Origin of the sequence: Kiloniella laminariae DSM 19542 (assembly GCF_000374005.1) — a bacterium.
Classification (GTDB): domain Bacteria; phylum Pseudomonadota; class Alphaproteobacteria; order Kiloniellales; family Kiloniellaceae; genus Kiloniella; species Kiloniella laminariae.
This window is the reverse complement of record NZ_KB893168.1, coordinates 36,442-56,733: the sequence shown is the minus strand read 5'-3', so window position 1 is coordinate 56,733 and position 20,292 is coordinate 36,442. Positions and strand designations below refer to the sequence as shown.

The window sequence follows — 20,292 nt, the reverse complement described above, 5'->3', positions numbered from 1 at the left end:
CCAATAGGGAACCATATTTGATCGGGACAATAAATCACGAAATATACTAATTGTCCAATATAGACTTTTTTGTCCATTTGCTTTGTGTTAGATCTGCAAGGACAATTTGGCGTCCCTCTCTAACTTGATCTGGAAAGAGGGCAATTAATCAGAAAGGTTTTGTCCTGTGAAAATCGAAGAATTTTCTCTCGAACGTATTCAGTCCCTCTATGAAAATGTTGTTGAGTACAACCTTTCTGATAGCGGTGTGCATCCTTATTCTTTGCGGGAGCTTCTGAGCACGCAAGAACAGCAACAGCTGCTGGATATCGAGCTGGGCTATGGCTGGACCAACGGTGCGGTAGAACTGCGCCAGACAATCAGCCGCCTTTATCAGGCGAGAGACGAAGACAATGTAATTGTTACAAACGGATCTGCTGAAGCAAATTTCCTGATGGTTATGTCCGTGCTTGAACCAGGGGACGAATTGATTGTTTTTGTGCCGAACTATCTGCAGATTTGGGGGTGGGCCAGATCATTAGGTGTTGTCGTCAAAGAGGTTGTCCTGAGAGAAGAGCTGGACTGGACACCGGATCTTGAGGATTTGAAAAAAGTAATCACGGCAAAAACAAAAATGATTACAATTTGTCATCCGAACAATCCTACGGGCAGTCTGTTGAGCAGAACGGCAATGGATGACCTGGTGCAGGTTGCCAGCGATCATGGGCTCTATCTTCACGCCGATGAAGTCTACAAGGGATCAGAACTTGTGGGCCCGGAAACACCAAGCTTTGCTGATCTTTATGAGAAATCGATTGTCACGAATGGACTTTCAAAAGCAATGGCTCTGCCGGGTCTTCGGCTCGGCTGGCTGACGGGCCCAAAAGAGGATATCTACAAAGCCTGGCAACGCAAGGATTACACCTCGATCACAACCTCTGCCGTCAGTGAATTTGTTGCCCAGATTGCTTTGCAACCGGAATGCCGGGCCAGAATTCTCAACCGTAGCAAACGCATTCTCAAGGAAAATCTGGCGCTGCTTTCTGGTTGGGTGGAACGCAACGGCAACAGGTTTTCTTTTGTACCACCTAAAGCCGGGGGGATGGCTTTTGTCCGCTATGCCCAGCCGATCAACTCAACCAAACTGGTCCACCGTTTGCGCGAAGAACGCAGCATTTTGCTGTTGCCGGGTGATGTCTACGGACTTGATGGTTATTTTCGTGTCGGTATCGGTGCTCCGGCGGACCACCTTGAAGTCGGACTGGAGCGACTGGCAGAGTTCGTAAAAACGGAAATCGAAGACTAACTTCTTATCAAAAACATCAAGGTTTTACCCTATGAGCCCGGAATTACAGCGTTATGTTGATGTCTGTGAAGCAATTGCCAAGCTGTTCCAGCCCTATGTCGAGGTTGTCCTGCACGACTTGGAAAGCGAGACTGCGGCCCATATCGCCAATAACTTTTCCCACCGGGAGTTGGGCGAACCCTCCCTGTTACACGAGATAGATTTTCGGGGTGGAGAAGCCGTAATCGGGCCTTATGAAAAGGTGAACTGGGATGGACGGCGGATCAAATCCATCAGTGTTGTTGTCAGGAACGACAAAGCCAAAGCCATTGGTGTGCTTTGCATCAATATGGATGTTTCTCATTTTCACCAGCTTCAGCAAGTGATGGAACTGCTGTCTTCTGTTCCGCAGAATACCGAGAAACCTGAAGCTCTTTTCAAGGAAGACTGGCACGAGCGGATCAATGAATTCATTCTGAGCTGGACCTGGGAGCGCGGGGTAAGCGTAGAGACACTGACACGTCAGCAAAAACGTGAGTTGGTGGAGGAGCTGGCAGGGCAGGGAGGTTTCAGCGGCAAGAACTCAGCTAATTATGTGGCACGTATTCTCAATTTGGGTCGGGCGACCATCTACAACTATCTCAAGGATCAGAAAGAAAAATCCAGGATCAGTTAACCAGTTCAGAAAAATAAACAGCTAGAGATTACCATGCAGATAATTGAAAGATACCAGATTGAACAGGCGTTGGACTTGCCGGGCATCTATCACGCCCTGAAACAGGGCTTTATAGATTTTTCTGCAGGACTTGTTACTGTTCCACCTGTAGGGCATCTCGGTTTTGACAATCCTCCGGGCGATTGTCATATCAAATATGGCTGGATCAAAGGCGACCCGCATTTTGTTATCAAGATTTCCAGTGGCTTTTATGACAACCCCAAACAGGGTTTGCCCAGCAGCACCGGGATGATTCTGGTCTTTTCTGCCACAACAGGAGTGCCAGTTGCTCTGCTGAATGATGAAGGTCTTCTGACAGATATCAGAACCGCATTGGCAGGTGTTTTGGCAACAGAAACCATGAGCCGCCCGGACAGCCGAATTGCCGGGATTGTCGGCACGGGTATTCAGGCACATCTGCTGATCAATTATCTTGCCCGGTTGTCAAGATTTGATCGCTTTGTTGTCTGGGGCCGCAACAGGGAAAAGCTGGCGCGTTGCGTGGATAATCTTCAGGCAAAAGGACTTGATGTGGTTGCTGAACCGGAGCTTGAGCAACTCTGTGCTGATGTTGACAGTATTCTGACGGTCACACCCTCAGAAATACCCCTACTCAAACGGGGCTGGATCAAACCGGGGACACATATCACAGCGATCGGGGCTGATGCCGAAGGCAAGCAGGAACTGGATGTGGAGATCCTGGCCGCTGCGGAACGGGTCGTTGCCGATTCAAGATCGCAGGGCTGTCATCACGGTGAAATTTCCCATGCCTACAAGGCCGGAATTCTCACCGAGAATAATATCCTTGAATTGGGAGAGTTGCTTAACTCTGAAAAATCTTTTGTCCGTAATCCCGAGGCAATTTCCGTTGTCGACCTGACGGGTGTTGCAGTACAGGACATTGTCATTGCCAAGTCAGTTTATCGGGCTGTTAGCAAAACTGTTTGAGTGATTTATAAAGGGGACATCAAACAGCTGGTGCCTCGATGCGTTCGAGCAGATGGCCGGTCTTGCAGAAAAATGTACAGTCTTCGGGACAGTTAAACATCAGCCTGGTTGCTGCGGGGAAACGAAACCATGTTCCTTTCGGGTATATCCTTGCTGGATCTGCTGCCTCAATCAGGCGACCTTCAAGAAGCAGGATTTCCATTCCGCCATCGAATACCAGCCGGTCGATTTTACTTCCTGCCTGCCAGCGTTCCATAGTGACCACTTCATTTTTGAAATGGTGCAATTTCAGAATTTCCTGACCTGATTGATGGCCAGGTTTCCAGGTGGATTTGTGCGTATTAACGGAGATCTGTTTCTGGTCTTCCGGGTCAAATTGCCAGAGTTTTACAAAAATGGTGCAGCCCGGGATCGTGTGAGGAGAATGGCTGGTTCCAACCGGGTTTCGGACGTAAGTACCAGTCGGGAAATCCCCGTACTGGTCAGAAAACACGCCATCCAGAACCAGATATTCTTCGCCGCCATCATGGCTGTGTTCCGGGAAGAACTTATCCGGAGCAAAGCGGACAATGGTCGTTGCCCGGGCAATTTCACCGCCGATACGATCCAGCATAAAGCGCTCGACCCCGGCAACGGGCGAAGGAGAACTCTGTCGTTGCTCAGGAGTAATAATAACAGTCTGGTCAAAGTCGGCATTTAAACGCATGGACGGCTCCTTAATTGTATCAATCTATGCATAGATAGCTATGTAATTATTATTTAGGGCTTTAAAGACATTGCGCAAGAAGTTATCTATCAATCAGTAGAGAGAGGTTGATATGAGCAGTAATTCAGAAACCGCCACAAAAATTATGGATGCGGCCGAAGGTTACATCCGTACAAGAGGCTACAATGCCTTCAGTTTCCGGGATATTGCCGCAGACGTTGGCATCAAGACCGCCAGTATTCACTATCATTTCCCGACCAAAGGCGACCTTGGTGCCGCTGTTGCAAAGCGTTATACGGACAGATTTATGGCACATCTCGGTCCTGCTGACGCGCATTCTCCTCACCAACAGCTGGAGCGCTATGTACAGGCCTTCAGATCCTCTTTAGCAGATGAAGATAAAATGTGCCTCTGTGGGATGTTGGGAGCTGAAATATCCTCTCTGCCTGAGAATGTTGTTCTGGTGTCCAGGGAGTTCTTTTCAAAAAATTTGTCCTGGTTGACCGCAGTTTTTTTGAGGAATGAAACAAAATCGGGAACAATTACAGATCCAGAGACCAGAGCCCTGAAAACTCTTGCTCTGCTAGAGGGTGGACTTGTCCTTGCACGCAATCTCGAGGGACTTTCAACCTTTGACCAGCTGACGGCGGGTGTCTTTGATTAATCAGAAGCCTTTGAAAAGAAGTTCAAAATTCTGAATTTCATGTTGTACCCTAGTTTTATTTCGGAATGATAAAATCGTGGACAGATTTCCTATGGCTGTGTCATGGTTGCCCCTGTTCCCGTCAGGGTTAGGGTGATTGCGATTCCTGCTGGCAATGATGGCTGGAAATCCACCATTAATAATGTAGTACCTGGTATTTTTGTGGGGGATTGTTTTCCAGTGCTATTTTCTGGAGAAAATAACAAGATCAAGGGCTGGTTTTGCGCTTTAGGCAGAACGGTCTTTTTTTGCGTGTTTTTTGCCCTGTCAATACTTCAGGTTACGTTTTCCTCTTCGGCAAGTGCTGCGGCACCGGCCATCGAGGATGCCCTGAAAGACATCTATGCCGATCAAAATTATCAACAGGATCTCCCGCTTCGGGAGAGTGTCGGCTCAAGCAGTCAAAGTCCGGCCACCCCGCAAATAGAACCCGCCAAGCCCCCAAAAAAATCAGAACCAAGAGACCTGTCGGCTCTGGAGTTTCTCGGGCAGATCGTCCTGATCGGCTTTGCTGTTCTCGTTGGAATTCTTGTGATCAAGGCTCTGGGGAATTACCTGAAGGATCGCAAGCGCCGCCCGCAGAAACAAAAAATTGCAGAAGAACAGGTGTTATCACATTCCCGCTTTGCCAGTATATCCGAAGAACTCAGTGCCGAGACACTGGATTATGTGGATAGTCTGGCACAAAAGGGAGAGTTCGAAGCTGCTATCCGGGCGCTGCTGTTTTGTTGTTTCAAACACATCCGGGAAAGTTATCAGGCTGTTCTGCCGTCCGCCCTGACCAACCGCGAAATTCTGGCGCTCGGCTGGCTCCATCCTGAGATATCCCGGCAGCTTGCTGTTATCGTCGGTACGGAAGAGCTGACGCAGTTCGGTGGACGCTCGGCAGGAATGCCAGAGTTCACCACATGCCGTGAAGCTTTTATGGTTTTTGTCCAACCCCGGACTGACGGGGGAAAAGCACATGGATGACCGGATTTTTTCCTCCCGTACGCTTCTGTGGCTGGTTCTGATCGGTATTCTTTCTTTTGCGGGTGCTTTTGTTGCTTCGCTCTATCAGGACAAGATTATCCACTTGAGTTCGATCGGCACAAACTCCTATTCAAAGTCCGCTATTGGGCATAATGCCTTTAGCAGTTTGATGAAAAAGATGGAATACAGGGTTCGGACCAGTCGAAAAACCTGGGACAGAGCCGGTTATGTCGATGTCAGCCTGTTTATCGAGCCGGAAGATGCCAAGAGTGTAGAAGCCGTCCTTGAAGAATTTTATGGCGCAGGAACCCTTATTGTCCTGCCAAAGTGGCATGCCTATCCCGACCCGGATAATGAAAAATGGGTACGTTCTGCCATTTTGAAGTCTCCCGTTGAAGTCGAAAATATTATCCGTAGCTTTTCAACTGATATTGAGCTTGTACGGGGGGCATCCAAAGATGTGCTTGAGGACTTCAGCTGGGATAAGGATATCCTGACATTTGACCAGCAACCCTGGATACAGGCCCCACAGTTGATCCGGGCAGATGGTGATGTCTTGCGGCCACTGGTCTATAGCGATAAAGGCATTCTTCTGGCCGAACTTGTGCAGACCAATGATCTTCTGGATGGCATTGAACGCACCTGGATACTCAGCGACCCGGATATCCTCTCCAATCACGGGCTGGATAATGGCGGCAATGCCTATCTGGCAATCGGCATTATTGACGTCCTTACCCGAAACGGCGTTGGTGGTGTTGTGATTGATGAAACATCCCATGGTTATGCCAGCGAACCCAGTCTCTGGCGCCGGATGTTCGAGTTTCCCTTTGCTGTTGTCACCTTGCTGCTGGCTGTTGCCGTCGGGCTCTTGGGCTGGGCCAGTACTTCGCGCTTTGGCCCGCCACAGACAACAGAAAAAAGTTATCAGACGGGCAAGGGGTTCCTGATCGATAACACAGCAGATCTGCTGGCTTTTGGCGGGCATGGTGCCTTGATGTTAAAGCACTATGCCGAGCGCTCGCTGCACAGCGTTGCTCTGGGACTACACGCGCCAAAAGATCTGGAAGAATACGAGCTCTTGCAGTGGCTTGACCGTGTCGGACAGGCGCGGGGATCAGATCTGATCAGTCACGAAATTATACGAAACGCCCATTCTATCACCGAGGCTCCGGTGTTTGATGTCATGCAGGCACTCAAGGCAGCCCGGGATATTCATCGTTGGAAACAGGAGATGTTGCATGGAACTGGATGAACTCCGGACCATCAGTGAGAGTCTTAAAAATGAAGTGCGCCGCACCATTGTCGGTCAGGAAGGAGCGCTTGATCTGATGATGGTCAGCCTCCTGTGCAAGGGGCATCTGCTGCTTGAAGGGGTTCCGGGGACGGGAAAAACGCTGCTTGTGCGTTCTTTCTCAAAAGCCTTGAGCCTGAATTTTGGGCGGATCCAGTTTACGCCTGATTTGATGCCGGGTGATGTACTTGGGACAAATCTGTTCAACTTTCAGAGCAACGAGTTCTCCCTCACCAAGGGACCGATTTTTACGGATCTGTTGCTGGCCGATGAAATCAACCGGACCCCGCCGAAAACCCAGTCTGCCTTGCTGGAGGCCATGAGCGAACGCTCGGTGACGATTGATGGCACCAGCCATGATCTCGGTCCCGGATTCCTGGTTATCGCGACACAAAATCCGATTGAGCAGCAGGGGACCTACCCGCTGCCGGAAGCCCAGCTTGACCGTTTCATGTTCAAGTACATCCTGACTTATCCAAGCCGGGATGAAGAGAGGGCGATTGTTGCCCGTCATGGACATCAGACCTCCATGCCGGTTCTGGATGAATTCGGCATCAGAAGTGTTACCAATCTGGATAAGCTTGAGGAAATGCGCAAGCTTGTGTCTTCGGTGAAGATAAGTTCGGAAATTATTGATTATATTGTCGAAGTTGTTCGTCGAACCCGTGAGCATCCGTCGCTACAGTTCGGGGGATCCCCCCGTGCAGCAACCATGATTGCCGCTGCTTCTCGTGCCTATGCCGCACTGCAGGGCCGGGATTACGTCATTCCGGATGATGTGAAATTTGTTGCTGTTCCAGGCTTGCATCATCGGGTCGTGCTCTCCCCAAGTGCCGAAATTGAAGGTATCCGGACCACCCGGGTGATTGAAGAAATCCTTGAGCAGACGGCAGCACCAAGATAATGCGACCGACACTGCGAGCCGCTTTTCTTGTCGGTCTTGGTATTCCCCTCAGTCTTGTTCTGATTGTCGGGAATGAAGATCTCTGGCTGTTTGGCGTGCTCTATCTCTTTTTTGTCCTTCTTCTGGTCGGTTATGACAGCCTGAACATGGTTGTACCTTCCCGGTTGAACCTGCAGCAGGATATTCCTTCTTTGCTGCATGCTGGCGGGGATGACTATGCCTATTTCAAGCTGACGGTTGATACAACCCAGCGGGCTTTTGGTCTTGAAGCCCTTCTCGAGGTGGATGAAACCTATCTGAAGCGCCCGGAGCCAGCTTATGTTCCTCGCCTGGAGCGCAGTCTTCCTGTCGATCTGGCCTTTCCCCTGATGGTAAAAAGACGCGGCAGCTGTCAACTCTCGCGTCTTTGGCTGCGCTGGTACAGTCCCTGGGGATTGATAGAACGCAAAACAACCTGGAATTTGGAAAAGAACGTAACGATTATTCCGAATATTACCGCGGTTAAAAGTGCAGCTTTACAGCTGAGCAGTCGGGATGCTTTTCATGGTATCAAGGTGCAAAAACAACAGGGAGACGGGACCGAATTTGATGCCCTGAGGGAATACGTACCCGGTTTTGACCTGCGATCGGTAGACTGGAAACACTCCGCCAGGCACCGCAAGCTTGTCTGCAAGGAATTCCAGGTCGAACGCAACCACAATGTAATCCTGGCTTTTGATACCGGCCACCTGATGTGTCGCCCGCTCGATGGTTTGCCCCAGCTTGATCATATGATCAACGCGGGGTTGCTTCTGGGCTATATGGCTTTACGGGGCGGGGATCGTGTCGGCCTTTATGGCTTTAATTCGCGCATTCAGATGTTTGCCGAACCGCTTGGCGGCAGTCGGGCCTTTCATCACCTGCAAGCCAACTGTGCCCGGCTTGACTATCAGCATGATGAAACCAATTTCACCCTGGGACTGGCGAACCTTCTTGGCAAATTGCCTCGACGTTCGTTGATTGTAATTTATACTGATTTCGTCGATACGGTGACTGCTGAGTTAATGGTCGAGAACATAACCCGGCTGGCCAAACGCCATCTGGTTTTGTTTGTCACCCTTTCTGACCGGGAATTGATGAATATCTCGCAGCTTCGTCCCGGCTCCGTGACTGATATTGCCCGCTCTGTTATCGCCGATGATTTCCTGCGCGAACGCCGGATCGTTTTTGAAAGGCTGCGCCGTCTGGGGGTGCATTGCCTGGAAGCGCCAGCCGCATCCGTAAGTGCTGCACTTGTCGAACGTTATCTCGAGATCAAACAACAGGAACTGATATGATGAAGGAAAGATCAGGGAATGTCTGAGTTTGCCTTGAAGAGTTCTCGTTTTCGTGCCGAGCGGGAAAGTTCCTGGAAAGAGCTCCAGGCACTTGTCGAACGGGTTGAAAAGCAGGGGTTAACGTCTCTCTCTGCAGAAGAGTTGACGCGTCTGCCCAATCTCTATCGCTTTACTCTGTCCTCTCTGTCAGTCGCACGGGGCGTTTCACTGGATCGCAACCTGCTGGAATACCTTGAGCTGCTTTCTACCCGGGCATATTTTTGTATATACGGCGTCCGGGCAAGTTTTGGTGGAGAGATCATCAAATTTCTGGCCGAAGATTTCCCTGCAGCCGTCTGGCAAGTACGCTGGCGCACACTTGCCTCAACCTTGATCTTCTGCCTCGCTGCTTTTCTGGCTTTCTATCTGACAAACAGCAACGAGGAATGGTACTACACCTTTGTTTCTGACGGTATGTCGAGCGGGCGTACACCGGCAACCTCTACCGAAGACTTGCGTAAAGCTCTTTATGATGGTGGAGACGCCAATGCTGGTGATCTAAACTGGTTTGCTTCTTATCTTTTCTCGAACAATGCTTCTGTCGGTATGTTGTCTTTTGCACTGGGCTTTGCCCTTGGGGTGCCGACTGTCATGCTGATTTTTTATAATGGCGCTGTTTTGGGAGCTTTTGTTGCTCTTTACGTTGGCAGGGGCCTTGGGCTGGATATTGCAGCCTGGTTATCTATTCACGGCACAACAGAACTGCTGGCTATTATTCTCTGTGGTGCCGCCGGACTTGGTCTTGCCAAAGGAATTATCTCTCCCGGACGCGAAAGCCGCCTTGCCAACCTTGCCAGAGAAGGCCGGGAGGCTGGAAAACTGGTTATCGGCTGTGTCCTTATGCTGCTGATTGCCGCCCTTCTTGAGGCCTTTGGTCGACAGTGGATTACCGATATTACTCTGCGCCTTGTTATTGGCGGCGGCCTGCTTCTGTTTTGGCTGGGTTACTTCGGGTATCTGGGGAGAAAAGTATGTCTCGAACGCTAAATCCCGCCACAGGACATCAAACCAAGAGCCCCGGTTCAGGGGCGCAGCCCGAGGGGCAAAAGCCGAAACAGAAATACGATGAGGTTTGGCGTAACACCATTACCCCTGAGGGTGTTCCTGTCCGGATGGAACTGGGATCACGCGGGGATCGTCTGGGGGCATTGCTTATTGATCTGCTGCTGCTTTACGGCGCACCGATCCTTTTGTTGCTGGCGCTTCTTTTCTCCGGCGCATTTTCGCTTTTACCGGGCGGGGAGAATTTCGGAGCCACTTTGTTTGCCCTGATCCGGGTACTTTTGTTCCTCTGGTATAATTTCTATTTTATTTATTTTGAAATTCGCTGGCAGGGTAGAACACCGGGCAAGAGGCTTCTTGGATTGAGAGTTGTTGACCGGCGAGGGGGGCAGTTAACCTCTGGGGCTGTCTTCGCCCGCAATCTGATGCGGGAACTGGAATTGTTTCTCCCCCTGTCTCTTCTTTTTGTTCCAACCGGAAATACGGCTGAAATCCTGATTGCCCTGTTAAGTCTGACCTGGGTCGGCGTATTCTTCTGCATTCCTTTCTTTAACAAGGATAGAATGCGGGTCGGGGACATGATTGCCGGAACCTGGGTGGTTCGAATTCCAAAGACCGTTCTGATGGAAGATATCGTTCAAAATAAACCGGCTGTTGCAGACAGCAAAACAAACAGATCTGCGTCATCTCGTGAAGCTTATTCCTTTACTGATGAACAGGTCGATGCCTATGGCATCTATGAACTGCAGACACTGGAAGAAATTCTGCGCAAACCAGCAGTAACAGCAAAAACCATCCAGGAAGTTGCCGAACGCATTCGCAAGAAGATCAATTGGCAGACGGAACCAGCCCTGGAACAGGGGATCAATCGTTTTCTCAGTAAATCTTCCCGCTTCAGGGTTGAGGAAGACCGTGCGTTCCTTGAGGCCTACTACGCCGCTCTCCGTCGGCGTCTGGAAAACAGGATGCTCTTTGGTCAACGCAAGGAAAACAAACACCAAAAAGATTGATATAAATGTCGAGTCTTAAAGATGTCATGGAAGAGACAAGCCTTTTTCTTGAAATATCTTTTATTACTCCGTATTATTTTTGCGTTTATTTGAGTGCGTTAATGCAACTCAATTATCCTGAGGGGGATTATTAAAATGTCAGTTAGTGAAAATGTTGTCGGTCAAGAGTTCCAAATTGGCGAGACCATCAGCAAGACCTTTTCCGTTTATTTGAAAAACTTTGTACCTTTAACCCTGATCGTTCTTGTGCTTTCTGTGCCAAGTCTTCTGCTTTCCTGGTACTTTGGCCACTTTGATCAGGCGGCTTTACAGGCTGAACTGATGACAAATGGCTTTGGTGTAAGCTATTTCCTGCCTGTGTTTGTCTCCATGCTGACCATGTATCTGGTTGCAGCCTCCGTCACCTATGGTGTTTTCCAAAGCTTGAATGGTGGAACGGTTGTTTTGGGAGAATGTCTGTCAAAGGGTCTTTCCCGTATCGTTCCAGTAATTCTGGTCGGTATTCTGGCAACAATTGTTATCGGCATCGGGATGGTACTCTTGATCGTTCCGGGAATTATGGCGGCTGTAGCCCTGATTGTCGTTCTTCCCGTGGCCGTTATTGAAAATCCCGGCGCAATTGCGAGTCTGAAACGTAGCGCCGAACTGACTTCTGGTAGCCGCTGGATGATTTTTGGTTTGATTCTTATTCTCGGTATCGCCGTTGGTGCCATCGGTTGGGTGATTGGATTTGTTAGTGCCGGCCTGTTTATCTCTGGGCTTAGTATTGTCGCGATTTTAATCGGGGCAGTATTTAATGTTGTTGCGGGCACATTCTTCCAGGTGCTTTATGCCGTAGTGTATAACAACCTGAGAGTGGCGAAGGAAGGCATCTCGACTTCGCAGATTGCAGCTGTTTTTGATTGAGACACGTTAAATTAAACTTTGAAAAACCGGAAAGTTCATCTTTCCGGTTTTTTCTTTTATGAAGGCTTGTTCATTTTCTTGTCGAGATGATAAGTCAATGCCATGGAAATGCAGTGTTTTAAGGCTTGAACCGGAATGTCATCTTCAGCTCGGAAAACAACACAGCGGTTTCCTTCATAGGTCATGACCTCGGGGTAGAGTATTCTAAAACGATCAACAAGGTTACTCTGGCAATGAAGGTAAAGACCGTAGCTGTCCCTGGATGCCTTGATCTGGTCAAGGCGGATCGTTGTCCCACTTTTACTCTGGCTTGTCAGAAAGCTTGGCTGGCCCCATTTCAGAGTTTCTTCCAGCGGACCTACGCCAGCAGTTTCTGCGGCGGTTTGATAAATCAGGTCGCGTAAAACGAGCAGGCAATCTTTTACAGGAGGTGAATAGCTGTCGTAAACAGCCTTCATCTTTTCTGAAATTGGAAATATGGACATTTCTTGCTTACGATCAATTCAATATTAAACCAATTTGATCTTAACCAACCGATGAGTGCTCGGCTAGAGTTTCTCAGATCATGACTTCCGGGAGATCTCTTTCAGGTAAGCCTTGATTGCACCGTCCATACCATAAATCAGGGCATCAGCTGTCAGAGCGTGGCCAATCGACACTTCGTCGGTCCAGGGGATCGCCTTGAGGAAATGGGCTAGATTGTCAAGATTGAGGTCATGCCCGGCATTGACCCCCAAACCAGCATCCCGAGCTGCCTCAGCGGTGTTTTTATAGAGGGACAAAACCTGTTCACGATCATCCCGGAAGAAACATTCAAAATAGGGGCCAGTATAGAGTTCAATCCGGTCAGCACCAATTTCTGCAGCGGCAAGGGCCATTTCAGGCTCATGATCAACAAAGACCGAAACCCGGGCTTTCTGGCTGTGCAGCCTGGAAATGATTTCTTTCAGCCACGCGTGGTTACCTGGGATATCCCAGCCATGATCTGATGTTTTCTGATCGGGATGATCTGGCACCAGCGTTACCTGATCCGGCTTGGTCTCGGCAACCAGCTTCATAAAGTCTTCGGTGGGATAACCTTCGATGTTGAATTCAACTGGAGAGCCATAGTCTTTTTTGAGCATCTCTGCGAGTTCATAGACATCAGACCGCCGGGTGTGGCGTTCATCCGGGCGCGGGTGAACGGTGATCCCGCCTGCACCAGCATTAAGGGCAATACGAGCCATCCCAGTAACATTTGGGTAATCGACATCCCGCTGGTTTCGCAGTAAGGCAACTTTGTTCAGGTTGATGCTCAGGACAGTCATATCGGGCCTCGTATTGTTACCGTAACAATTTTTAGTATTGCTGTTCTTGTTTGAATAATGTTCTTATTATCAAGGCAGTCAATAGAATTATTGTTAGGGTAACAATGTGGGTTCCTCAAAATCTTGATCCGGATCTTTCCTGTTACCGGGCAATAACCGAATGTCTTGTCCGGGATATTTCGTCAGGTCGTTTGGCCGACGGGGACAAGCTGCCGCCGATGCGGGAGCTGGCAGATCATCTGGGCGTAACTGTGGGGACAGTGCTGCGCGCCTATAACCTGGCAGAACAGCGCGGAATACTGGTCAAGCAAACCGGCAGAGGCAGCTTTGTGCGCAAAGGCAAGATCGAAGCCTGGCAGAAACAACAACTGCTCGACGAAACAGGCACCGTGGATCTGAGCCGCAATGCGCCTCCCTTTATCAATCTGGAGGCCCTGCTGCGCCGCTCTCTCATGGAGATCAGTCGCGACAGCAATCTGGATGGCATGCTGGAATACGGGCAAAGCCAGGGGCTGCAACGACACCGGGAGATCCTCTGTCAATGGCTGGGGGGCCGCGGTTTTACCGCAGATCCTTCCCGGATTATTATTACCGGAGGAGCCCAGCAGGCTTTGACAACGGCTCTTGGAGCCTTGACGTCTCCGGGAGATACTGTGCTGGTCGAGGAGCTTTCTTATCCAGGCATCAAGAACTTTGCCCGCTTTTTCGGCATAAACCTGGTTCCTGTGGCCCTCGACGACGGAGGGCTGCTGCCTTCTTCTGTTGAACAGGCCTGTTTGCGAAATTCGGTCAAAGCACTCTATTGCATGCCCTTTGCCCATAATCCTACGACAGCCACAATGTCAGAAGAGCGCCGGGCAGATATTGCAGGAATGGCGGATCGTTATGGGTTTTATGTTGTAGAGGACGATGTTAATCCCCGACCTTTTTCCAGTGACTTTAAACCAATTGCGGCCCTCAATCCCGAACGTACGATCTATATCAGCTCACTGTCCAAAACCATTTCTCCGGGCTTACGTGTGGGAATTCTCATGCCCCCTGCAGCATTGCTGTCCCAGTTTCTTGCCGCCAGCCAAACCACCAGCTGGATGGCGCCTCCACTGATGGCCGAGGTTGCCTGCCACTGGATCAAGGATGGCACAGCAACCGAACTGGAACATCAACGTGCGACAATCACTGCAAATCTGCTTGATCAGGCAGCACAGTCTCTTGTTGGAATTCCCTATCGCCACAATGCTGCAACATCACATCTCTGGCTGCCTCTGTCCGGACCATGGAAAGCCGTAGAGTTTGCTGAAGCCCTTTCCAACCGCGGGGTGAGGGTTTCTCCTTCTGAACTTTTTGCCGTTGATCCGGTCTCTGCCCCTTCGGGTGTTCGGATCAACCTGACAAACATCGGCGAAGAACGCCTGAGGAAATCCCTGTCATCCATCGTCGAACTTTGGAACAGCAAACCCCAGGCGACCAATTTTCAGATGTAACTTTCTCTGGTCGATACCCTGCTAATCCATCGCCTGTTCTGTTAATTACAAAGCAGATTACACGAAGTACACCATATAATAATTATATGGAGCATCTGAATTTTTTGGACTGTCTTATAATCCTGATACAGCTATCTTTATGAAATAATGATGTTGGGGTTGAACAGGTGAGGCAGTCGCTATGGAAAAGGTAACCTTTACGAGATTACAAGATGGCACGGCAGAGGAATATGCTTTCCTTGAACCACTGGAAGAGCAGTATTGCCACGAGGTGGTGGACCGCCTGTTTGAACACCTGCGTAAACTGGATGACTCTTTAGGGGGCTATCAGGTATCCCGGTTGGAGCATTGCCTGCAGTCGGCGACCAGGGCTTTGAGGGCAGGAGAAGACGATGACATGATTGTCGGTGCCTTGCTTCATGATATCGGTGATATCCTGGCACCCTGTAATCATGATGAACTTGCTGCAGCCATTGTCCGACCCTATCTGCGTGAAGAGATCACCTGGATTGTTCAGTACCATGCCACTTTCCAGAAGTTCTATTACGCGGACAAGATGGGAGGCGACAAAAATGCCCGGAACAGATTTACCGGACATCCTTATTTTGACGCCTGTGTCCGCTTTTGCGAGGATTACGATGAAAACTGTTTCGATGGTTCTTATAACAGTATGAAACTTGAAGAGTTCAGGCCCTATATGGAACGCGTTTTTAGTCGAAAACCCTGGGATCAGGCGAATATCAAGCCTCACACTGATGTAACCAGGGGATAATCATAAAAATACAGAAGGAAACAGGCTCGTAAGAAAACTGATAACGTTTCTTCTGGTCGACAAATTATCTGATTTTTATTGACGCTGTCAGTTAATTCAATAAAATTAACAAAACGGTTAATTAACTTTTGGGTTAAGATGGATAATTTAAGTGAGGTATTTTTTGCTCTTTCTGATCCGACACGACGTTCAATCCTGAACAGACTGTCTTCGGGCGAAGCAACTGTCGGAGAGCTGGCCGCGCCTTTCACCATGTCTGCACCGGCAATCACCAAGCATCTCAAAGTCCTTGAACGCGCGGGGCTTGTTCATAAAGAAAGAGCAGGCCAGACCCTGCGTTGCACTCTGCAACAGGCTCCTCTGAAAAAGGCAACGGATTGGCTTTCATATTATAGCCAGTTCTGGGAAGACAGTTTTGATCAGCTTGACCAGTTTTTACAGCAGGAGCCCTCTGACAAAAAGACCGAGACAAAAGCAGGAAAAGGCTAGATGTCAAATCACCAAAGTGAAGCCGTCGCCGGGAAGAAGAGACCTGTTGATGACATAACATCCGATCCCTCTTTTCAAACACTGCAAATCAGTCGCCGATTTCCTGCTCCCCGGGACAGAGTGTTCAAAGCCTTGAGCCAGCCGGAAATATTCCAGCTCTGGTGGGGACCGAAAGGCTGTCATTGTACAGTTTGTGAAATTGATTTCAAAGTCGGCGGTAAATGGCTGACAATACTGGAAAATACACAAGATTGCCAAAACCATATAGTCGGGGGCGAGTACCGAGAAATCCTGCCACCTGAGCGACTCGTCTTCAGCTGGGCCTGGCGATCACCGGACGGTAATCTGGGGCATGAAACTGAAGTTTCAATCCAGTTACATGATGAAGGGGACAAAACGCTTCTGGTATTGATACAGAAGGTTTTTGAGGACGCAGCATCTTGTGACAAGCACCGTCAGGGGTGGGAAAGCTCCTGTGACTGTCTGGATTTGTATCTCACAGAATAATTTAAACTGTTTCAGCTTACGACAATTCTTCGCTATACAGGACTATGCCTATAATAATTGTATGGGATAGAAAGTATGTCCAGCTTGCGAAAACGTCTTCCATCCCTGAATGGTTTGCTGGCTTTTGAAGCTGCGGCAAAACATGAAAACTTTACCGAAGCTGCAAAAGAACTGGGGGTTCATCAGCCGTCAATCTCCAGACATATCTCCTTACTTGAACAGTTTATGGGGCGAAGCCTCTTTGTTCGCAGTAATAATCAGCTGTTGTTGACAGAAGAGGGACGGCGTCTGTGGCAAGCTGTTAATGCCGGACTGGGACAGATTGCCGATGCGACAGATGAACTGCGAGAGCCCCCCGATCAGGGCATCGTTACAGTAGCCTGTTCTTTTGGCTTTGCTCATCAATGGTTATTGGCACGGTATGGTGTGCTGCAAAAAGCAGTTGCACCAGTTAAAGTTAAACTTCTTACCACCGATCACCATATTGAATACGATCAGAAAGAAGCAGAAATTCTGGTGCGCTTTGGTCAGGGCGACTGGCCCGACTGCTTCGCCAGAAAATTGTTTAAGGAAGAGGTCTTTCCAGTCTGCTCACCAGATTTTCTCGCACGACATCCGGATCTGCAAGGAAATATTCCACAAAACAAGCTGGCCGAAAGACTTAAAAAACTGTCGTTGTTACATTATGATACCGGAGGGCAGGGATGGTTTACCTGGGATCAGTGGTTCAGGATACAGCGCGTTTCCTACCAGACACCTTCTGACGTCACTTATTACGAAAATTACCCGTTTCAAATCAGAGCAACACTCGATGGCGAAGGCATCTCACTTGGCTGGAGTTGTCTGGTCGCGGAACACTTGGAAAAAGGAGAACTTGTCTCTCTTTGCCAGCCGGTACAGCGGGAAAAATGGGGATACTATCTGGTCTGTCGAAAAAATCTTGCTACAAGACCGAGTATCAAGGCTGTCTTTGACTGGTTTTCCAATGCCTGTTTGATTATCAATGACAAAAGAATAGATTATGACAATTAAGCGATGCCTCTGGAAACCCGACAACAATACTGGAGTTTTATGGTATTATGGAATTAACAGGCGGTTGATGGATAAAATCGATAATACTGCCGTTCCTGATACAGTAACATAAAAAGATGTCTAAAGTCAGGGGACGAGGTCTTGGATTTGTGACTTTTAAAGTTCTTTGCTTAAATTTTAACGATACCCCTTCAAGCAGATCAGCTCTTTTGCTGGTAATGTTTTTTTTCTGTGGTTTTGTATCTTCAGCGGCATTTTCTCAGGATATAAAGCTGGTGACAGGGAAGGATTACCCTCCCTATGCCTCCCCCGATCTTCCGGAAGGTGGTGTCGTAACCGAAGTGGTATCAAGGGTTTTTGAGGCAACAGGCCATACTGTCAGCTTGAAATACTACCCCTGGAAACGTGGACTTGCCATGGTCCAGAGCTTAAAAAGTGATGCAACATTTCCCTATGCCAAAACGGCTGAGAGAGAAAAAAACTTTCTGTACAGTCGGCCAGTGAACGAGCATACGGTCAGTATATTTCAGAATGTTGAAACCTCCCGGCTTTTCCGGGAACCAGATGATCTGGTTGGTTTGGCTTACTGTCAACCACTGGGATATAAAACCGAAGAGGAAATCGAGGTCCTGATTGATGCGGGGGATATAAATCTGGTTCGCGCTTCAACTGTTGATGGATGCCTGGATCTGCTCGCGCAGGGGCATGTTGATTTTATCGCTCTTAACAGGGCTGTCGCCTGGGCTGTTGCCCACAAACGTTGGTCTGAAAAAGCAGTTGGAATACTTGATGAAGCAAAAATCCCCCTGAGATCGGCAACAGAGCATCTTATTGTATCCCGCAATCATCCTGATGCTGAAAAAATTATCGAAATGTTTAACCTGACATACCAGAAATTGCTGGAGAAGGGAGAAATCGCGGCCATTTGGAAACGTCATCTGGGCGCGGGAAGTTTTCCGGGAATGTAGAGAATATGACAGATGTCAAAGCCGAAAAGATGGCGGTTGTTCGTCAGAGCGGCACTCGAGAACTTTTAGCTTACTGGCGAAAAGCTGGTTTGTTTCGCTGCTTGAGCATAGCGTTTCCGGTAAATAGTCTGTCACCATAAGATCGAGATTCTGGAAGGGGGTAACCTTTACATTCGCGGCCCGGTTCCATTTGGAATGGTCCGCAACCAGAAATTTTCTGCGACTGTTTTCCAATATCGCCTGGGTAACATGAGCTTCGTCCGGCTTGAAATCCATCATGCCGAAGGCCGGGTCCAGCCCTCCGGTACCGACAATGGCAAAGTCAGCTTTAAAGGCATCAAAAAAACGGATGGTTTCCACACCAACCAGATCATGATCACTGTGCCGAAGCTTGCCGCCAGAGACATGTGTATCTATTTTTGGTTTTTTACACAGAATGGCCGCGACCTGGAGGTTGTTGGTAAGAACACGCAGATCGTTATGTTTAAGCAGCGCTTTCGCAACATATCCAACCGAGGTGCCAATTCCGAGAAAGATTGTCGAACCCTCGGGGATCTGCCTGGCGGCCAAGGCTGCAATGCCCTCTTTATTTCGGGCATTCATCACCTGACGGGTGCTGAAAGACAGGTTTTCTATGGCCGAAGGTAAACAAACCCCGCCATGAACCCGCCTCAGCATCCCGATTTCACAAAGAGCATTGATATCCTTGCGGATCGTCTGGGTACTCAACTGAAAGTGTTGGGCAAGATCATCGATGCTCAGGGCGTCCTCGCGCCCAGTCCATTCCAGTATCTGATACTGCCTTTCACTCAGACGTAATGTCATGTTCTTACCCATTATTCTCTGTTCAGAAACTAACAGACATCAATTCCTGATCAAGGTAAACGACTATTGGTCGTTGGATCAAAGTAGTGGAGTTTTTGCTGGTTGAAGCGGACAGAAAATGTCTCTTCTTCCTGAACAGTGGCCTTGTCACGGACCCGGACGACCAGATCCTCTTTCATGCCTTCACAGCTTCCATAAATCAGGCTGTCAGCCCCCAGAGGTTCGATAACCGAAACCTTGAGTGTCAAATCAGCTAGATCTGGTGTTGTAATTTCGATGTCTTCTGGTCTGATTCCCAGCAGCACGTTCTCATGGCCTGATGGGACAGAGAAATTAAGGTTCTGACCAGAAGGAAAGGTGGCGCCTTTTTTGTCGACCCGGACCGGGATAAAGTTCATTGCCGGGGAACCGATGAATCCTGCGACGAATGTTGTTGCGGGACGATCATAGAGTTCCATGGGAGAGCCGATCTGCTCTGGCAAGCCGCCGTTCATAACAATGAGCCTGTCAGCAAGTGTCATGGCTTCAACCTGATCATGGGTCACATAGATGGCTGTTGTTTTAAGTGCCCGCTGCAGTTTCCGGATTTCGATCCGCATCTGGACCCTGAGTTTTGCATCCAGATTGGACAGGGGTTCATCAAACAGAAATACCTTGGGATCACGGACAATCGCCCGTCCCATAGCAACCCGCTGGCGCTGTCCCCCGGAAAGCTGGGAAGGTTTACGATCAAGCAGGGCACCGATTTCAAGGATATCAGCCGCCCTGTTGACCTGCTGCGCAATTTCTTCTGTGGATTTTTTCCGGATTTTCAGGCCATAGGCCATATTGTCATAGACACTCATGTGCGGATAAAGCGCATAGTTCTGGAAAACCATGGCGATATCCCTTTTACCCGGCTCAACCTGATTGACCCGCCTATCATCAATCATCAATTCGCCATCAGTGATGGTTTCAAGTCCGGCAATCATACGCAACAGTGTTGACTTGCCACAACCGGATGGCCCAACGATGACAATGAACTCGCCATCCCTGATCTCCATGTCGATGCCATGAATAGCCTGAAAGCCGTTGGCGTAGGTTTTCTTCAGGTCTTTTAACGTTACTGTAGACATTTATCTTACTCCAACAGGCC

22 protein-coding genes are annotated in these 20,292 nt (G+C 49.1%); 17 read left to right on the top strand and 5 right to left on the bottom strand.

Annotation, left to right across the window (positions count from 1 at the left end; translation table 11 throughout):
* Positions 1-166: 166 nt before the first annotated feature.
* From B152_RS0118135 to B152_RS0118125, 3 genes are read left to right on the top strand one after another with little or no spacing between them, the layout of a single operon-like run.
* A complete protein-coding gene (locus tag B152_RS0118135) occupies positions 167-1,285 on the top strand; it encodes an aminotransferase class I/II-fold pyridoxal phosphate-dependent enzyme (RefSeq protein ID WP_020593861.1) in 1,119 nt (372 codons plus the stop codon).
* A gap of 31 nt (positions 1,286-1,316) precedes the next feature.
* Positions 1,317-1,940 carry a helix-turn-helix transcriptional regulator gene (locus B152_RS0118130; RefSeq protein WP_020593860.1) on the top strand — a complete coding sequence of 208 codons (624 nt, stop codon included), beginning with the start codon at positions 1,317-1,319 and terminating at the stop codon, positions 1,938-1,940.
* Positions 1,941-1,973: 33 nt separating this feature from the next.
* Positions 1,974-2,927, top strand: coding sequence for an ornithine cyclodeaminase family protein (locus B152_RS0118125; RefSeq protein ID WP_020593859.1), 954 nt, complete (start codon positions 1,974-1,976; stop codon positions 2,925-2,927).
* Between the two features lie 19 nt (positions 2,928-2,946).
* On the opposite strand, the gene B152_RS0118120 is transcribed toward B152_RS0118125, so the two are convergent.
* Positions 2,947-3,633: a cupin domain-containing protein gene (locus B152_RS0118120; RefSeq protein ID WP_020593858.1), complete on the bottom strand. Its 687-nt coding sequence runs from the start codon at positions 3,631-3,633 to the stop codon at positions 2,947-2,949.
* 112 nt (positions 3,634-3,745) lie between these two features.
* Between B152_RS0118120 and B152_RS0118115 the strand changes: the two genes are divergently transcribed.
* From B152_RS0118115 to B152_RS25565, 8 genes are all read left to right on the top strand, one after another.
* The gene (locus B152_RS0118115) at positions 3,746-4,297 is read left to right on the top strand and encodes a TetR/AcrR family transcriptional regulator (protein WP_020593857.1); all 552 of its coding nucleotides are present in this window, start codon (positions 3,746-3,748) and stop codon (positions 4,295-4,297) included.
* Positions 4,298-4,588: 291 nt separating this feature from the next.
* A complete protein-coding gene (locus B152_RS0118110; RefSeq protein WP_157231163.1) occupies positions 4,589-5,308 on the top strand; it encodes a hypothetical protein in 720 nt (239 codons plus the stop codon).
* Positions 5,301-6,560 (top strand): DUF4350 domain-containing protein, encoded by a 1,260-nt coding sequence (locus B152_RS0118105; RefSeq protein WP_020593855.1) that lies wholly within the window; start codon positions 5,301-5,303, stop codon positions 6,558-6,560. Before B152_RS0118110 ends, B152_RS0118105 begins: the two co-directional genes overlap by 8 nt.
* Entirely contained in the window at positions 6,547-7,503 is a 957-nt protein-coding gene (locus B152_RS0118100; protein ID WP_020593854.1) for an AAA family ATPase, read from the top strand. The genes B152_RS0118105 and B152_RS0118100 overlap by 14 nt, the downstream gene beginning before the upstream one ends.
* Positions 7,503-8,819, top strand: a complete 1,317-nt coding sequence (locus B152_RS0118095) for a DUF58 domain-containing protein (protein WP_020593853.1) — start codon at positions 7,503-7,505, stop codon at positions 8,817-8,819. The genes B152_RS0118100 and B152_RS0118095 overlap by 1 nt, the downstream gene beginning before the upstream one ends.
* 18 nt (positions 8,820-8,837) lie before the next feature.
* The gene (locus tag B152_RS0118090) at positions 8,838-9,845 is read left to right on the top strand and encodes a stage II sporulation protein M (RefSeq protein ID WP_020593852.1); all 1,008 of its coding nucleotides are present in this window, start codon (positions 8,838-8,840) and stop codon (positions 9,843-9,845) included.
* The gene (locus B152_RS0118085; RefSeq protein WP_020593851.1) at positions 9,830-10,870 is read left to right on the top strand and encodes an RDD family protein; all 1,041 of its coding nucleotides are present in this window, start codon (positions 9,830-9,832) and stop codon (positions 10,868-10,870) included. The genes B152_RS0118090 and B152_RS0118085 overlap by 16 nt, the downstream gene beginning before the upstream one ends.
* A gap of 135 nt (positions 10,871-11,005) precedes the next feature.
* The gene (locus tag B152_RS25565; RefSeq protein ID WP_020593850.1) at positions 11,006-11,776 is read left to right on the top strand and encodes a DUF7847 domain-containing protein; all 771 of its coding nucleotides are present in this window, start codon (positions 11,006-11,008) and stop codon (positions 11,774-11,776) included.
* Positions 11,777-11,832: 56 nt separating this feature from the next.
* Here B152_RS25565 and B152_RS0118075 read toward each other — a convergent pair whose 3' ends face one another.
* Positions 11,833-12,261 (bottom strand): DUF1801 domain-containing protein, encoded by a 429-nt coding sequence (locus B152_RS0118075; RefSeq protein WP_026261688.1) that lies wholly within the window; start codon positions 12,259-12,261, stop codon positions 11,833-11,835.
* A 78-nt stretch (positions 12,262-12,339) separates the two neighbouring features.
* Positions 12,340-13,083, bottom strand: a complete 744-nt coding sequence (locus tag B152_RS0118070; protein ID WP_020593848.1) for a pyridoxine 5'-phosphate synthase — start codon at positions 13,081-13,083, stop codon at positions 12,340-12,342.
* 104 nt (positions 13,084-13,187) lie between these two features.
* Between B152_RS0118070 and B152_RS0118065 the strand changes: the two genes are divergently transcribed.
* The 6 genes from B152_RS0118065 to B152_RS25560 all read left to right on the top strand — a co-directional run bounded on the left by B152_RS0118065 (position 13,188) and on the right by B152_RS25560 (position 18,332).
* Entirely contained in the window at positions 13,188-14,564 is a 1,377-nt protein-coding gene (locus B152_RS0118065; protein ID WP_020593847.1) for an aminotransferase-like domain-containing protein, read from the top strand.
* Positions 14,565-14,745: 181 nt separating this feature from the next.
* Complete coding sequence (locus tag B152_RS0118060; protein ID WP_020593846.1) at positions 14,746-15,336, top strand: HD domain-containing protein; 591 nt, start codon at positions 14,746-14,748, stop codon at positions 15,334-15,336.
* A 138-nt stretch (positions 15,337-15,474) separates the two neighbouring features.
* Positions 15,475-15,825, top strand: a complete 351-nt coding sequence (locus tag B152_RS0118055) for an ArsR/SmtB family transcription factor (RefSeq protein WP_020593845.1) — start codon at positions 15,475-15,477, stop codon at positions 15,823-15,825.
* Positions 15,826-16,332: an SRPBCC family protein gene (locus B152_RS0118050; protein ID WP_020593844.1), complete on the top strand. Its 507-nt coding sequence runs from the start codon at positions 15,826-15,828 to the stop codon at positions 16,330-16,332. It begins immediately after the preceding gene.
* Positions 16,333-16,407: 75 nt separating this feature from the next.
* Complete coding sequence (locus tag B152_RS0118045; RefSeq protein WP_020593843.1) at positions 16,408-17,364, top strand: LysR substrate-binding domain-containing protein; 957 nt, start codon at positions 16,408-16,410, stop codon at positions 17,362-17,364.
* Positions 17,365-17,639: 275 nt separating this feature from the next.
* Positions 17,640-18,332, top strand: a complete 693-nt coding sequence (locus B152_RS25560; protein WP_157231162.1) for a substrate-binding periplasmic protein — start codon at positions 17,640-17,642, stop codon at positions 18,330-18,332.
* 15 nt (positions 18,333-18,347) lie between these two features.
* Here B152_RS25560 and B152_RS0118035 read toward each other — a convergent pair whose 3' ends face one another.
* Both B152_RS0118035 and B152_RS0118030 read right to left on the bottom strand, forming a co-directional pair.
* The gene (locus B152_RS0118035) at positions 18,348-19,157 is read right to left on the bottom strand and encodes a DeoR/GlpR family DNA-binding transcription regulator (RefSeq protein WP_169337436.1); all 810 of its coding nucleotides are present in this window, start codon (positions 19,155-19,157) and stop codon (positions 18,348-18,350) included.
* 50 nt (positions 19,158-19,207) lie between these two features.
* Positions 19,208-20,272: a sn-glycerol-3-phosphate import ATP-binding protein UgpC gene (locus B152_RS0118030; RefSeq protein WP_020593840.1), complete on the bottom strand. Its 1,065-nt coding sequence runs from the start codon at positions 20,270-20,272 to the stop codon at positions 19,208-19,210.
* Between the last annotated feature and the right edge of the window lie 20 nt (positions 20,273-20,292).